At 58.5% G+C, this 14,885-nt stretch carries 10 protein-coding genes; 9 read left to right on the top strand and 1 reads right to left on the bottom strand.

Features of this window, described 5'->3' with window-relative positions; genetic code table 11:
• The first annotated feature begins 5 nt into the window (after positions 1–5).
• The 3 genes from ACFODV_RS04550 to ACFODV_RS04540 all read left to right on the top strand — a co-directional run bounded on the left by ACFODV_RS04550 (position 6) and on the right by ACFODV_RS04540 (position 3,541).
• Positions 6–152 carry a hypothetical protein gene (locus tag ACFODV_RS04550; RefSeq protein ID WP_379755287.1) on the top strand — a complete coding sequence of 49 codons (147 nt, stop codon included), beginning with the start codon at positions 6–8 and terminating at the stop codon, positions 150–152.
• Positions 153–274: 122 nt separating this feature from the next.
• A complete protein-coding gene (locus ACFODV_RS04545) occupies positions 275–877 on the top strand; it encodes a PAS domain S-box protein (RefSeq protein ID WP_379755283.1) in 603 nt (200 codons plus the stop codon).
• 21 nt (positions 878–898) lie between these two features.
• Positions 899–3,541 carry a chemotaxis protein CheB gene (locus ACFODV_RS04540; RefSeq protein WP_379755280.1) on the top strand — a complete coding sequence of 881 codons (2,643 nt, stop codon included), beginning with the start codon at positions 899–901 and terminating at the stop codon, positions 3,539–3,541.
• 159 nt (positions 3,542–3,700) lie between these two features.
• Here ACFODV_RS04540 and ACFODV_RS04535 read toward each other — a convergent pair whose 3' ends face one another.
• A complete protein-coding gene (locus ACFODV_RS04535; protein ID WP_379755277.1) occupies positions 3,701–4,420 on the bottom strand; it encodes a Crp/Fnr family transcriptional regulator in 720 nt (239 codons plus the stop codon).
• A 242-nt stretch (positions 4,421–4,662) separates the two neighbouring features.
• On the opposite strand from ACFODV_RS04535, the gene ACFODV_RS04530 reads away from it, so the two are divergent.
• The 6 genes from ACFODV_RS04530 to ACFODV_RS04505 all read left to right on the top strand — a co-directional run bounded on the left by ACFODV_RS04530 (position 4,663) and on the right by ACFODV_RS04505 (position 14,875).
• Positions 4,663–5,739: a sensor domain-containing diguanylate cyclase gene (locus ACFODV_RS04530; protein WP_379755274.1), complete on the top strand. Its 1,077-nt coding sequence runs from the start codon at positions 4,663–4,665 to the stop codon at positions 5,737–5,739.
• On the top strand, positions 5,736–6,233 hold the full coding sequence (locus ACFODV_RS04525; protein WP_379755271.1) for a hypothetical protein: 498 nt from the start codon (positions 5,736–5,738) through the stop codon (positions 6,231–6,233). Before ACFODV_RS04530 ends, ACFODV_RS04525 begins: the two co-directional genes overlap by 4 nt.
• On the top strand, positions 6,206–7,300 hold the full coding sequence (locus tag ACFODV_RS04520) for a GGDEF domain-containing protein (RefSeq protein ID WP_379755269.1): 1,095 nt from the start codon (positions 6,206–6,208) through the stop codon (positions 7,298–7,300). The genes ACFODV_RS04525 and ACFODV_RS04520 overlap by 28 nt, the downstream gene beginning before the upstream one ends.
• A gap of 277 nt (positions 7,301–7,577) precedes the next feature.
• A complete protein-coding gene (locus tag ACFODV_RS04515) occupies positions 7,578–8,597 on the top strand; it encodes a fatty acid desaturase (protein ID WP_379755266.1) in 1,020 nt (339 codons plus the stop codon).
• Between the two features lie 1,127 nt (positions 8,598–9,724).
• Positions 9,725–11,410, top strand: a complete 1,686-nt coding sequence (locus ACFODV_RS04510) for a ShlB/FhaC/HecB family hemolysin secretion/activation protein (protein ID WP_379755263.1) — start codon at positions 9,725–9,727, stop codon at positions 11,408–11,410.
• Positions 11,411–11,476: 66 nt separating this feature from the next.
• On the top strand, positions 11,477–14,875 hold the full coding sequence (locus ACFODV_RS04505; RefSeq protein WP_379755260.1) for a two-partner secretion domain-containing protein: 3,399 nt from the start codon (positions 11,477–11,479) through the stop codon (positions 14,873–14,875).
• Positions 14,876–14,885 lie beyond the last annotated feature (10 nt).

Genomic DNA, 14,885 nt, shown 5'->3' with positions numbered 1-14,885 from the left:
CTCCGATGTCAGAAATCGATCAGGAAAAACGCTCCTGTCGATGGCACCTTGAACGCTATCATCCGCTTTTATATTCCGTCAGTGCGGTAGGAAACATAAAAGAAAAATATGTACCGAATAAAGAGGCTGAAGAGGACTTCGATAAAACCTGAACAGCGCGGCGTCAACGCGACGATTGGCCTGCCGGTGGATTGCCGCTCATCTTCTTTCATTTTCCCGTCGTGATAAACTACTGTTTAGTAGGTGTATCCGCAGAATAATCTTGGAGCTCGGCATGCCCGAAACCGTTAACGAATCCAATCTCTACAAACAGCTTCGAGACAAGGCTGTCGCACATTTGCAGACGGGCAAAGCACCGACAGGAGGCCAATGGTCGTTGGGCATTGACGCCTTGCGTCTGCTCCACCAGCTGTCCAGTCATCCCGACCACGCGGATGATGCCCTCAAGCTGCTTCATGAGTTGCAGGTCCATCAGGTGGAACTTGACTTGCAGAACGAAGAGATTGCTGCCAATGAGCAGGCACTTGAGGATGACCTCAGCCTTTACCGGACCCTCTACGATTCTGCACCCATCGCCTATTTTGTCGTTGATGTGGAGGGCAAGGTCATCCAAGGCAACCTTGCCGCCGCCGAGCTCTTTGGCATTGGCCAGGACGACATGGAGGGCCAGCGCATCGACACCTTTCTGGAACCGCAGGATCGGCCACAACTGTTCGGCCTGCTGCAACGTGTCGCAGAAAGTGGCACCCGAGACTCCTGCGTCGCCGAGACAACTCGAGGCACACAGGGCTCGCGGCATTTGCAGTTCCTGGCCGGCCTCTCGCCAGAACACGAGCACCTTCTGTTAACCTGCTGCGAGAGTGCAAGTGCGGAGTAGTTTCATGAATCGACCCACGCCATGGCTGCCTTGACGCCTTCTAAATCGCCACCCAGCCCCCCGTCGGCCTTGCGCATCCTGGGCATTGGCGCCTCCGCAGGTGGCCTGTCGCCGCTGGAAGCGTTCTTTGCTAACGTCCCGCCACGCCAACACATGGCCTATGTGGTGGTGCAGCATCTCGACCCCACTCATAAGGCATTGCTCCCGGAATTACTCCAGCGCGTCACCCCGATGCCGGTACGGGAAGCGACCCAGGGCATGCCCATCGAACCTGACTGCGTGTATGTGATTCCGCCGAACAAGGAACTCAGCGTGGCCGATGGCATGCTGAGCCTCGCACCACCCATGGAACCCAGGGGCATGCGTCTGCCCATCAACGTGCTGTTTTCTTCCCTGGCCAGCGCCCACGGGGATCTAGCCATTGGCGTGGTACTTTCCGGCATGGGCTCCGACGGCACCCTGGGCTTGCAGGCGATCAAGGGCGCGGGTGGCCTCACTGCGGTGCAACAACCCGACTCGGCTCAGTTCGATGCCATGCCCAAAAGCGCTATCACCGCAGGCTGTGCCGATATCATTGCTCCGCCTGGCGATCTGCCCGCTCGCATCCTGGCCTGCCTTGACCGCATGCCCAGGTTGGACGTGCCCGACCCAAGCGAGCCTGCCGAGCCTTCGGTGGCGCCTGAAGTGGCTGAAGCGGCTGAAGCGGCTGAAGCGGCTGAAGCGGCCCCGACGCCCTTCCAGCGCATCCTGCGTACCCTGCAGAGGCAAACTCGGCACGACTTTTCGCTCTACAAATCCAGCACATTGCACCGCCGGATCGAGCGACGCATGGCAATCCACGAAATCGCCACCTTGGCGCTATATGCGGATTTTCTCGAGCACAACCCTCATGAGATCGACCTGCTGTTCAAGGAAGTGCTCATCGGGGTGACCCGTTTTTTTCGAGATCCTGATGTCTGGCAGTATCTGGCAGAGTTCACCCTGCCGGCATTGCTGAAACGTCAGTACGACCAGCGCAAAGACTCTCACCTGCGTGCCTGGGTGGTAGGCTGCTCAACCGGCGAAGAGGCCTACTCGCTGGCCATGATCTTCACCGAGGCGCTGGACAAGCTGCCAAGACCCCACGACATCACGATGCAGATCTTCGCCTCCGACCTGAGCCCAGACGCCATTGCCACCGCCCGCCGCGGCCACTATCCCCTGGAGATCAGCAAGGACGTCTCGGCACCGCGCCTGGCAAGGTTTTTCATCGCTCACGACAACGGCTATCAGATCAACAGCGATATCCGTGATCGCGTGCTCTTCGCCCAACATGATGTGGTGCTTGATCCCCCCTTCACCCGCCTCGACCTGATTTCCTGCCGCAACTTGCTGATCTACTTCGACCAGAGCCTGCAACGCAAACTCATCCCTCTGTTTCATTACAGCCTTCGCGCCAAGGGTGTACTGGTGCTCGGTAGCTCGGAGACGGTAGGACGCTACACGCGGCTGTTTGCTCCCCTTCAATCCAAACTGCGTATCTATCACCGACAGGGTAATACACAGAGCAGCGACACCCGGTTGCCGGTCAAGTCGATTCCCCCCTTATCCAAGATGACCAAGGAGCCTTTCGTGCCCCCCAACAACGCCTCCTCCCCGGCAACGGATAATCTGCAAGCGGCAGCCGACCAGGTGTTACTGCAGGTCTATGCTCCCGCCGCGGTGGTGGTCAACGATGAGGGGGATGTCGTTTATATCAGTGGGCGCACGGGGAAATACCTCGAGCCCGCTGCCGGCAAGGCCAACTGGAATTTTCACGCCATGGTGCGCGAAGGCCTGCGGACGCCCATCACAAGGGCCCTGCGGCAGGCCACAAACCAGCGCGAACCACAACATTTACCAGGCCTGCAGGTGCAACTGCCCGGCGGAGCCACGCAGCGTGTCGATGTTACCGTGCAAGCGTTGCGGGAACCCAACGCCCTGCGCGGCATGACGATAATTATCTTCCGCGATATCGCCCCAGCCCCCGCCGATATTTCCAGCAAGCTCGCGTCAGCAACCGTTACGCAGCAGTCTCATGTCGACGAGCTGCAACACTATCAGGATGAAATTCAGACACTACGGGAGGAAAATAGCGCGTCCAAGGAGGAGCTGCAGTCAGCTAACGAAGAGTTGCAATCAACCAACGAAGAATTGCAATCGACCAACGAAGAGCTGACCACCTCGAAGGAAGAGATGCAGTCCATGAACGAAGAGCTGCAAACCATCAACGCGGAAATGCAGACCAAGCTCGACGATCTCGCGCTCGCCCAGAGCGATATGAATAACCTGCTCAACAGTATCGAAATCGCTATCCTGTTTCTCGACCTGAATCTGAATCTCCGTCGCTACACCGACCGAGCCTCGAAGATCATCAGCATTCGCGAAGGCGATATCGGTCGCCCTCTCAGTGATCTCACGACTACTCTGCAGTATCCGGAACTTAACGATGATGCTCTTGATACCTTGAGTACGCTGGCATTTTCCGAGAAGGAGATACACGCTACCGACGACCGCTGGTTCACGGTACGGATCATGCCCTACCGCCGACTCGACAATGTGATCGACGGTGTGGTGATCACCCTGCTCGACATCACGACAACCAAGGAGCTTGAGCAGGCCCTGCGCAAGGATCTGCCATCGTAACGGAAAGGCCAGGATATCCTGCGCGGAAAGCGCTCGACTATCGTATGGCGGTCAATGGCCGAGTAAATTGAATCTACGGGGTCATTGAATCGTGTGTTTCGAGTGTTACATGGGAATGTATTACCGCACATCGTATCAGTGCGATGGGAAAAGCAGGCTTCAGTCACGACGAGAATAGGTCAGCAAACGATCATACTCTTTCTTCACGACTTTGTAGCACTCACAGACTCGCGCTTCCAAGCCTGGCCTGTCCAGAATGGTAATGCGCCCGCGATGATAGGAAATCAGGCCGGCCCTCTGCAACTTGCCTGCTGACTCGGTGACCCCTTCTCGCCGGACGCCCAACATGTTGGCGATCAGTTCCTGGGTCATGAGCAACTCGTTGGTTGGCAAACGATCTAGACTCAGCAACAGCCAGCGACACAGCTGCTGGTCCAGGCTGTGATGTCGATTGCAGACCGCCGTCTGCGCCATCTGAGTGAGCAATGCTTGAGTGTAACGCAGCAGCAGGCGCTGCAGGGGGCCGGCTCGATAGAACTCGTCCTTCAGCAATTGCCCCTTGAGGCGATAAGCGGTGCCGGCACTCTGCACGATGGCACGGCTCGGAGTGGTTTCTCCGCCCATGAACAGCGAAATGCCGACGATACCCTCGGTACCGACGACGGCAATTTCTGTCGAGTTACCATCTTCCATGACGCACAGCAGCGATACGATAGAATCGGTCGGAAAATAGACATGGCGCATCGCCTGGCCGGACTCGACCAACGAAGCACCTAGCGTCAAGTCGACTCGCTCGAGGTTCGGCGCAAGGCGCTGGTATTCCTCGGTTGCCAGGCTCTCCAGCAATTGATTCTGACGAGGATCGTGTTGCGGGGTCATGGCGGTTACTCCTTTATCAATCGTGCCAACCTGACACATACAGGGGAAGAGGACGTGTCCGTGTCCAACGCCGTGGGCCATCCTCGTTCGTCGACGCTGACGATGCAATGGGAAAGCAACTGCGTACGCTAGCGCACGGAAGCGACGCTGTCACGCCACTACGCTGGTCACAGCTTACTCGGCAACTGCCGAATGGAACCCGTCGGCACCGATGAAACGGTACAAAATAAAGAAGGACTGTCATGAATGAACCTAACATCAGCTCCATTCAGCCTTTCCTCAAGAATCCCCTCAGGCCCAACGATGTCTGCAAGCTCTTCGACGAGAAAGAGCGACTCGCCGAACTCCACTCTCTCGACATCCTGGACACGCCGGCAGACAAGTACTTCGATCGCTATACGCATCTCATGTCAGAGATCTTCAAGGTGCCCATGGCCGCGGTGTCGCTGATCGACGAGGATCGACAGTGGTTCAAGTCCTCCGTCGGAGTGGAAGTGCGTGAAACGCCTCTCGAGGACTCCTTCTGCGTTCACGCTCTCGCGAGGGACATGCTGGAGGTCCCGGACACCCTGGAAGACGACTTTTTCTGCCATCACACCGTCGTGGTGGGCAGTCCCTTCATTCGCTTCTACATGGGTACCGTGCTGCGCGGCCCCACCGGCCAGCCGCTTGGCACGCTGTGCATCATGGACACGCACTCTCGCTATCTCTCCCGGCTACAGCGTGCTTGGCTGGTAACCTTCGGCCACCTGGCGGAAAAGGAAGAAAATTATCTGGCCGTGCTGCACCTGCGCTTGAACAGGCTCGACGAAATCAGCCGCGTCAACGGGAGGCCTACCCGGGATGCCATGCTGCATTGCCTGGGTAAGCGCCTGGCCGCCTACGACATCAAGGCGCTGGCCCCCGACCGCCTGACTCTGGAGCTGACCGAGGAGAGCGTGCTGGCTAACGTCGACAAGGCCATCCACACCATGCGCGAGTTTCGACGTCACAACATCACCTTGGCACTGGATGACTTCGGCACCGGCTATTCGTCGTTGAGCCATCTCAAGGATTTGCCGATGGACACACTCAAGATCGACAAGAGCTTCATCGACGACCTGACCTACGATTCGCGGTCCGCCAATATGATAGATGGCATCATCCGCATCGCCCATGGCCTTGATTTGCAGGTCGTCGCCGAAGGGGTCGAGCACGAAGCCCAGCGCAATCTACTGCAAGAAATGGGCTGCGACGTCGTGCAGGGCTACCTGTTCAGTCGCCCGCTCCTTACCAAAGACGCGCTGGAATTACTAAAACGCTGGCCGCAAGCATCATGAAGAAGGGCATTTCCTGGTGGGGCCGTCTCCTCGGGAATCGGTCGCTGATGCATGGCGGGGCTCAGCGACTCGTTGATTCATCAAAACACGATACCCAGCCCCATGCAGGGGGGCAGTCAGACGCCGTCACCTGGCGCCTGACGGGGGGCTATTTGTACCTGCTGGGGGTACTGGTGGCCCTGGTGCCGCTGATGGCGATCGGCTATCTGGCGTTCTTCCAGGACTCCACGCTGCGCTTCGAGGCCCATGGCCTGTATGAGGTGACCTCCCTGTTGGCCATCGCCCTGAGCACCTTCGTCACCTATGTCACCTGGCGCTGCTATCTATCCTCCGGCGAGATCTTCCTGCGCTGGCTGACCCTGGCGTTCCTGGGCTTTACCCTTGTCTACCTGCCCCATGCCCTTCTCAGCCCGTTTTCCAACGACATGATGAGCTTACCGCCTATGGCCCTGCCTCGCGCCTGGTCATGGGCGCCTGCTTTCTGGTCGCGCTGAAGCGCCTCGGCGTGTCGGCGGACCCACCCGAGGCTCGCCGTCGCCCGGCCATCTGGGGGGTAGCCCTGGCCACCATCCTGGCCATCAATCTGGGGTTGGCGGGACTCGTGCTGGGGCCTCTGGTTAGTGTGGAGAGCATGATCCAGGGGATGGAAGCCTTGGCCCTCGCGCTCCTGGTAGCGGGTATCATCGTCATTACCCTGCGATGCATCCGCCTGTCGCTGATGATCATCTACCTGCTCTCCATGGCGATCTTCGCCCAGGCCTCGATCGCCTTTATGATCGCCGAGCATTGGAGCCACCTGTGGTGGCTGGCCCATGTCATCTTCATCACCGGTTTTTTACTGCTTAGCTACGGCGTCGTTCACTCTTTCCGAACCACCCGCTCCTTTTGTACCGTCTACAGCCAGGCGGAGGTCATGCAGCAGTTGCGCGACCAACAGGCCCAGACCCAGGAGGCCCTGGCGAAACTCGAGGTCGCCAATACCCGACTGACCCATCAGGCTGCCACCGACTGGCTCACCGGCGTGGCCAATCGCCGCCAGTTCATGAAACAGGCGAAAGAGGAACTCGCCCGGGCCAAGCGCTACGACATACCCCTGTCGCTTCTCTGCCTGGATCTGGATCACTTCAAGGTCGTCAACGACGTCCACGGCCACCAGGTGGGTGATCAGGTGCTCAAGCACGTGACCTCGACCATGGAAAACAACTTGAGACCCCAAGACCTTCTGGCCCGAGTGGGTGGCGAGGAATTCCAAGTCCTGCTACCAGATAGCGATATTCACCAGGCCAGCGAGATCGCCGAACGTATTCGCGCAAGCCTGCACGAGCTTGAGATCAGGCTGCACGACAAAGTGGTGAAGGTGACAGTCAGCTTGGGCTGCGCGCAGAGAGGGCAGGACGGAGAGGACATCGACTCGCTGATGCGTATCGGTGATCAGCGCCTCTACGAAGCCAAGGCCCTAGGGCGTAATCGGGTAGTGACGGGAGCCAGTATATGGATTCAGGTTGACACACAGGGTGTGCGAGATCCTGGAAGCAGATTCAAAGGCGGACCTGATCGGTAAAAACGCCAGTGATTGTTATCCGCACCCGGATGACCGGGCAGAAATCAGCGAACGGGTGATGGCGGAAGTGCAATTGCGCAGGCTTGAACGCGAACTGATCACCTGATCACCGCGTGTTAATGACCAAGGCCAAGCGATGCAGCCCTCAGTGTACGAAAGCGCACATACACATCACTATCCATCGGCGCACCCTGAACCCTACACCGAATACACTAGCACTTCCCCGCCGAGGCCGCAGACCCCGGCGGGACGTACTGGACCCAACAGGAGCCTGCAGATGGAAACCCCTGCGCAGAAAAACGACATTACCAACGAACCGCGCGCCCTGATGCGTGCGTTGGGAGACTACCGCACGCCTCGCATCGCCCGCAGCGCCATTGAGCTATTGGTCACTCTGATTCCCTTCGCCTTTTTCTGGGTTCTTTCCTGGGCGGCACTGAGCGCCGGTTACTGGATCGGCCTGGTGTTCACCCTGCCTGCCGCGGGTTTTCTCGTGCGCCTTTTCATGATCCAGCATGACTGCAGCCATGGCGCCTTCTTCCCCTCAAGACGCGCCAATGACTGGGTCGGGCGGGCAATCGGCGTGTTGACGCTGACCCCCTTCGACTTCTGGCGCCATACCCACAGGCACCATCATGCCCATTCCGGCAATCTAGATCGTCCACGTATCGGTGGCATCGACACCCTGACTGTCGAGGAATTTAGCGCCCTACCTCGCAACGAAAAGCGACGTTACCGCCTATATCGCCACCCTCTCGTCCTCTTCGCTCTCGGCCCTGCGTACCTATTTTTGCTCGACAACCGATTGCCGATAGGTTTCATGCGGGCAGGCAGGATGCCCTGGCTGAGTACCATGGGGACCAATGCAGCAATTCTGGTCCTCATCGCCGCCATGATGTGGCTGGTGGGCATCGGCCTCTTCCTGATCGTGCAGCTACCTATCACGTTGCTCGCCGGAACGATCGGTGTCTGGCTCTTCTACGTCCAGCATCAGTTCGAGGACACTTTCTGGGAGCATAGCGCCGACTGGAACTTCCATAAGGCGGCGCTGCACGGCAGCTCACACTACGATATGCCCCGCATCTTGCGTTGGTTTACCGCCAACATTGGCGTGCACCATGTTCATCACCTCTGCAGCCGGATTCCTTTCTACCGACTGCCCGAAGTCTTGCGCGATTATCCCGAATTGCGGGATATCGGCCGCATCACACTATGGCAGAGCTTCGCCACTGTTCGCCTGGCCCTGTGGGACGAGGGGAAACATCGCCTTGTGAGCTTCAAGGAGGCGGGGGCCTGATCTGTCATGAGTCCGTAGTTGGTAAGCCGGCCGTCATCTCCACCGCAGTGTTCGCTAGCGCACTGTGTTTTTTTACCGCAAGGTTCATTATTACGGTAAGCGCAGTAAAGAGAACGAAAAAACAGCAGGTTACGCTCTGCGCTCATAAAGTAACTCTGCGATTCTTTACAAAGAGCAAAACCATTATGACAACCACTAAAACCACTTCTAATACATTTAAAACAACAAAATCAACGTCATATGATGCTGAAGTCTTGAAGTTCTGGGGCGAACGAGCGCGGATTCAGCTAACTTATATGAAAGCGATTACTGCCTATATTGACTGAACATCGCCGACAGTCAACAACCCGCTGAACGGGAACGGCATTGAATGGCGAGGCACAAAAAAATTTCGGCCGACAGCCGACCAACATCAGTTATCAGGAAGTATTGTGAAATCCATCTTTTCCCTAACGCTAGGCACGATCGTCATGTTGCTGGCGGTCACTGCTCACGAGTCACTTGGCGCAAGAATATTTCTTGCGCTTGTGGGCCTGGCGTTGCTTACAGTAGCACTAAGCCCGGGGACGGCTCGAATTAAGCAGAAAATCATCTGGCGTTTCAAGCCGAACAAGCCCAAGATGGGGAAAACGAGCCCGCCGTAAATCCCTCGGCACTGATGCTTGGCGCCTCCGCTGACTGATCACCACTAGCGAAGCCGAATCTGACTTTCTTCTCACCAACATTTTACGCCTTGCCAACAGTTTTCCCCTCAACGACATTTTTCGTCTCCCCGACAGCTTTTCCCTCACCGCCAGCTTTTCCCTCACCGATAAACAGCCCCACGTATTGCAACAGGCCAACAATATCAACCAGATGGCGTGTCGGCAGGAAAGCTCATCTCGGCTTCAGTACGCTAACGTACAGACGGAAGCCTCCTTACCCGCCATAGTATAGTTATAAAAGTTTTTTTAAACCGCTGTTGTTGAGAAGAGGTTAGAGCTAGCTAGGGAAGAGGTTAGCGCTAGCTAGGGAAGAGGTTAGAGCAGTGGCATAAAGCGCTTCAAAAATCATGAAAAACAGGAGTCTCTCATCTCACACAGGCGAAGGCTCTTAAAAGTAGCGCAACAAACTCCAAGGTGAACACGGTGAAGAAAAAGCTCATTCCTTTTGCACTGCTAGCATTAAGTTCAGGCATTGTTGCCGCTCAAGTTCCCGATGCGGCTCTGCCCAGTGCTGGAGGCCAGCTTCAACAGATCCCACCATCGCCGACCATGGAAAGAAGTGAACCGGAACTTGACGTGCAACAGCCACGGGTGCCGGTAACGGGTGCCGACAGTACGGCAAGGATCGAGGTCAATTCACTGCATCTGAGCGGGCAGAGCCTGTACACCGAGACGCAGCTGCTGGCCCTTACCGGATTCAGGCCAGGCATGCAGCTCAGCTTGGGCGAGTTGCAGGCAATGGCCGCCCGGATCACCGATTTTTATCACCAGAATGGCTATTTTGTCGCGCAAACCTACCTACCGGCACAGAGCATCGAGGATGGCGCGGTAAAGATCGCCGTCGTGGAAGGCCGCTACGGCGATGTCACCCTGCGCAACAACAGTAATCTCTCCGACGGACTGGCCAACGGCCTTCTTCGTGGGGTCGATAATGGGGAGGTGATCAGTCGCGCCCCTCTCGAGAGCAGGCTCCTGTTGCTATCGGACATCCCCGGTGTCAACGTCCAGTCGACGTTGGTGCCGGGTGCCTCAGTGGGCGCGGCTGACCTGATCGTCGATGTCACCCCGGGACAGCGGGTGACAGGCAGTATCGATGCCGACAACGCCGGCAACTATTACACCGGCGAAGAGCGTCTAGGCGGCACCATTCACATCAATAACCTGGCAGGACGAGGCGATGTGGCCAGCCTGCGTGTGATGAGTAGTTTCGACGGCCTCGATTATGCTCGCGCCGCCTACCAGATGCAGTTTGGCCGGGCAACGGCCGGCGTGGCCTATAGTCATCTCGAGTATGAATTAGGGAAGGAATTTCGTGATCTGGGTGCGGAAGGCGACGCACAGATTACTAGCCTGTTCGGCCGTTATCCGCTGATTCGCTCACGCCAGACCAATCTTTATGCGCAACTTGGCTACGACTACAAGACCTTCGAAGACCGCTACGAAAGCGTCTCCTTTGTCAGCGAAAAGAATGCCCAAGTGGTAACGGCGGGTCTGCACGGCGACCACCGCGATAGCTTGGGTGCTGGCGGACTGACCGCCGCTTCCATTTACTGGCACACCGGTGAAATCGATATCAAAACGCCTTCCGTTCGCGATGATGATGCCATGACGGCGAAGACCAACGGCCATTACGACAAGCTGACGTTGAGCCTCTCGCGCGTGCAGAAGCTCACCGACACCTTTTCGCTGTATGGCGCCGTCAGCGCGCAGATCGCGTCAGGCAATCTCGATAGCTCGGAGAAAATGTCACTCGGCGGGATGAATGGAGTGCGCGCCTATCCCCAGGGGGAAGCCTTTGCCGACGAGGGCTATCTGGCAACTCTGGAAGCCAGACTGCTGCTGGCGGGTCTTTCCGCACAGGTACCTGGCAACGTGCATCTTATCGGCTTTGTTGATGCAGGGTCTGTCACTGTCAACAAGGACCCCTGGGGCAACGACAACGCTGACAATGACCGGACACTGAGCGGCGCCGGTGTGGGTGTCAACTGGGTGGACTACAACAACTTCTCTGTTAAATCGTACTACGCCCATAAACTCGGTAGTGAAGACGCCACGTCAGCACCGGATTCGGATGGTCAATTCTGGATACAGTTGGTCAAGTATTTCTGATCGTTTTTTCGACATATTGGCACTCATCCGTTCAACCCGACGTGCAACATCATTGGAAAAAACATCATGAACAGAATCTACCAATCCATCTGGAACCCGAGTGTCGGCACCTTTGTCGCGGTTTCCGAGGCTGCAATGCGTCGGGGCAGGAACATTGCCAGCAGTCGCTATAGCGCTTTTTCAGGTGGCGCTCGATTCACACTCAAGCCGCTGATTGCGTCGATGCTCCTGGCGGTTACTGGCCATGCCTGGGCTTTACCGACAGGAGGCGAGGTATCGGCCGGGAGTGCCAGTATCGATGGCGGCGCTACCGTGATGGAAATCACCCAGACCACGCAGAATGCCGCCATCAACTGGCAAGGGTTTGATATTGCGTCGGGAGAGGCGGTCAACTTTGCCCAGCCCAACAGCAGCGCGACCACCCTCAACCGAGTTCTGGGGTCAGACCCCTCTGCCATCATGGGCACCCTCACGGCCAACGGCAGCGTGTTCCTGATCAACCCCAACGGCGTGCTCTTCGGCCAGAATGCCTCGGTCAACGTCGGCGGTCTGGTGGCCTCAACATTGGCCATCAGCGACAGCGATTTCATGGCCGGTCGCTATGACTTCGTAGGCGCGGGGGACGGCAACATCGTCAACCAGGGCACGCTCAATGCCGACGGCGGCCATATCGCCCTGCTCGGCGCCAATGTCAGCAACCAGGGCACCCTTCAGGCCAACCTCGGTACCGTGGCGCTGGCGGCGGGCGACGCCATCACTCTCGACGTGGCGGGCGACGGCCTGCTGAATGTCGCCGTCAACCAGGGTGCGCTGGATGCCCTCGTGCAGAACGGCGGGATGATTCAGGCCGATGGCGGCAAGGTGCTGATGACCGCTCAGTCGGCGGGAGACCTGTTCCAGTCCTCGGTCAACAACACCGGAGCGGTCCGCGCCCAGAGCATCGAAAACCGCAATGGCACCATCGTGCTGACGGGTGATAGGCAGAGCGGCACCCTGAATGTGGGTGGCACCCTTGATGTGTCCGGCGCCGATGCCGGGGAAACCGGGGGTAGCGTCACGGCGACCGCCCGTCACGTCGGCCTCTATGATGCGGTGATGGATGCCTCGGGCGATGCCGGCGGCGGAAGCGTATTGGTCGGTGGCGGCTACCAGGGCAAGGATCCCGCTGTGCAGAACGCCAGCGCGACCTACATGAGCGCCGGGAGCACTATCAATGCGGATGCCATCACGACGGGTGACGGCGGCACCGCGGTGTTGTGGGCAGACAATTCGACCCGCGCGTATGGCAGCATCAGCGCACGTGGTGGGTCACAGTCCGGTGACGGCGGCCTGATCGAGACCTCCGGTGGCTGGCTGGACGTGGCGGATATCAGGATCGATACCCGCGCGCCCAATGGAGACGTGGGTATGTGGTTGCTCGACCCGGCCGATATCACCATCTCCAATGCGGCCACCTCGGGCGCCACCGAAACCGGCAATGTCTTCGCGCCAAACTCCGGGGTCAACGCGGCCAATATCAACGTCGCCGACCTGGTCACCGGCCTGGGCGGCAGCAATATTACGGTGACCACGGAAAACACCGGTGCCAGCGGTACCGGCAATGGTGATATCACATTCATGGACGCCGTCACCTGGGTGGCGCCGACAACATTAACCGTTAACGCCGATCGCGACGTCAATATCAACGCGGCGATTACCGGCACGGATGGTAGCCTGATAACCAATGCCGAGCGTGACGTGAACGTCAACGCCGCCATCACGACCACCACCGGCAACCTCACCTTCGACGCGAAAAATGACGTGACCCTGGCGGCGGCGGCCACGATCACCACCGGCAACCTGACCGCGATCGCCGGTCAGAATGTCAGTGTGGCGGCGCCGATTACGGTGACGACCGGCGATGTCACGCTGATTGCCGACAATGACGGCACCGGCCCTGGCGCTATCGTTGGCGGCACCGCACTTATTACCTGTGGTAGCAACTGCATCACCATCGGTACGGGCGATCTGAGCATTCGCTTCAATCCCGCCAGTTATGCCGCTACTGACGCCGAGATCCTCGCCTACAACGACAACCTGACCGGGGGCGGTGCCCTGGACGCCAAGGCCTGGGTATTCGGGCTGGGCGACGACAAGGTCTATGACGGCACCCGCGACGCGACCGTCAGTGGCCTCGAGCCCGACATCACCAGCACACAGCCGCCCGTTACGCTGGGCACAGTCAGCAACGCCCTGTTCGACACCAAGGATGTGGGCGTCGAGAAGCCGATCACCTATGAGGCAAGCTTTAACGATCCCGTGTATGACCTCTTTACCCCCTACGAGACCACGCCTGGGACCTATTTCACCCGGGCGGATATCACGCCGGCACCGCTGACCATCACGGCTGATGACGGCACCAAGGTCTACGGAGAAACCTTCCCATTATTGCCCGATGCATTTACCGCTGACGGGCTGGTGAATGCCGAGACAGTGACCGACGTCACCCTGACCAGCGCCGGCACGGTCGCCACCGCCAACGTGGATGGCAGCCCTTACGCCATTACTCCCGCCGATGCCACGGGCGGCACCTTCGATCCTGACAACTACATCATTGCGTATGTCGACGGCGCCTTGATGGTTACCCCGGCACCCCTGTTAATCACCGCCAATGATGACAGCAAGATGTTCGGTGAAACCCTGATACTCTCGCCAACGGCCTTTACGTCCGACGGTCTCGTCAATGGCGAGAGCGTCGGCAGCGTCAACCTGAACAGCGATGGCACAGTCGCCAGCGCCACTGTTGATGGCAGTCCTTATGCGATCGAAGCCAGCGATGCCGATGGCGAGACCTTCGTAGCCACCAACTACGACATCACTTATGCCCCTGGAGAATTGGTCGTCAATCCTGTCCCCGAGCCGACCCCTGAGCCGACGCCAGAGCCAACGCCCGAGCCGACCCCTGAGCCGACGCCAGAGCCAACGCCCGAGCCGACCCCTGAGCCAACGCCCGAGCCGACGCCCGAGCCGACGCCCGAGCCGACCCCTGAGCCGACGCCCGAGCCGACGCCTGAGCCGACGTCCGAGCCAACCCCTGAGCCGACGCCGGAGCCAACGCCTGAGCCGACCCCTGAGCCAACGCCCGAGCCGACGCCCGAGCCGACCTCTGAGCCAACGCCTGAGCCGACCTCTGAGCCAACGCCCGAGCCGACCTCTGAGCCAACGCCTGTCGAGCCCGACGTCGCTACTCCTGAAGAACCGACCTTGCCAGAGGAGGCTCTCAGACCCGACATCCCCTTGGTGGATGAAAATGGCGGCTCGCCCGAGGACAATAACGAAGGGCTGGAGCTGACCTTCGCGACCGGTGCCGTCAATATCCCAACCGAGCAGCTTGAAAGGGTAGAACCATTGCCGGAAAACGATCTCGCGCCGTCCAGGGATGCTTATGTACCGCCGGTCTATGAGCCCAAGCAGGACCGCTTCTAAACCTGGCGCC

This window comes from Halomonas tibetensis (assembly GCF_042643535.1).
Taxonomy (GTDB): Bacteria; Pseudomonadota; Gammaproteobacteria; order Pseudomonadales; family Halomonadaceae; genus Halomonas; species Halomonas tibetensis.
The sequence above is the reverse complement of the archived record's forward strand: the minus strand, read 5'-3'. Positions and strand labels throughout refer to the sequence as shown.

Excerpts from the sequence above, each read along its gene's own strand:
- ACFODV_RS04505 (WP_379755260.1), top strand. The coding sequence starts at position 11,477 with ATGAACAGAATCTACCAATCCATCTGGAACCCGAGTGTCGGCACCTTT.
- ACFODV_RS04550 (WP_379755287.1), top strand. The coding sequence starts at position 6 with ATGTCAGAAATCGATCAGGAAAAACGCTCCTGTCGATGGCACCTTGAA.
- ACFODV_RS04525 (WP_379755271.1), top strand. The coding sequence starts at position 5,736 with ATGAAGAAGGGCATTTCCTGGTGGGGCCGTCTCCTCGGGAATCGGTCG.
- ACFODV_RS04545 (WP_379755283.1), top strand. The coding sequence starts at position 275 with ATGCCCGAAACCGTTAACGAATCCAATCTCTACAAACAGCTTCGAGAC.
- ACFODV_RS04540 (WP_379755280.1), top strand. The coding sequence starts at position 899 with ATGGCTGCCTTGACGCCTTCTAAATCGCCACCCAGCCCCCCGTCGGCC.
- ACFODV_RS04530 (WP_379755274.1), top strand. The coding sequence starts at position 4,663 with ATGAATGAACCTAACATCAGCTCCATTCAGCCTTTCCTCAAGAATCCC.
- ACFODV_RS04535 (WP_379755277.1), bottom strand. The coding sequence starts at position 4,420 with ATGACCCCGCAACACGATCCTCGTCAGAATCAATTGCTGGAGAGCCTG.
- ACFODV_RS04515 (WP_379755266.1), top strand. The coding sequence starts at position 7,578 with ATGGAAACCCCTGCGCAGAAAAACGACATTACCAACGAACCGCGCGCC.
- ACFODV_RS04520 (WP_379755269.1), top strand. The coding sequence starts at position 6,206 with ATGGGCGCCTGCTTTCTGGTCGCGCTGAAGCGCCTCGGCGTGTCGGCG.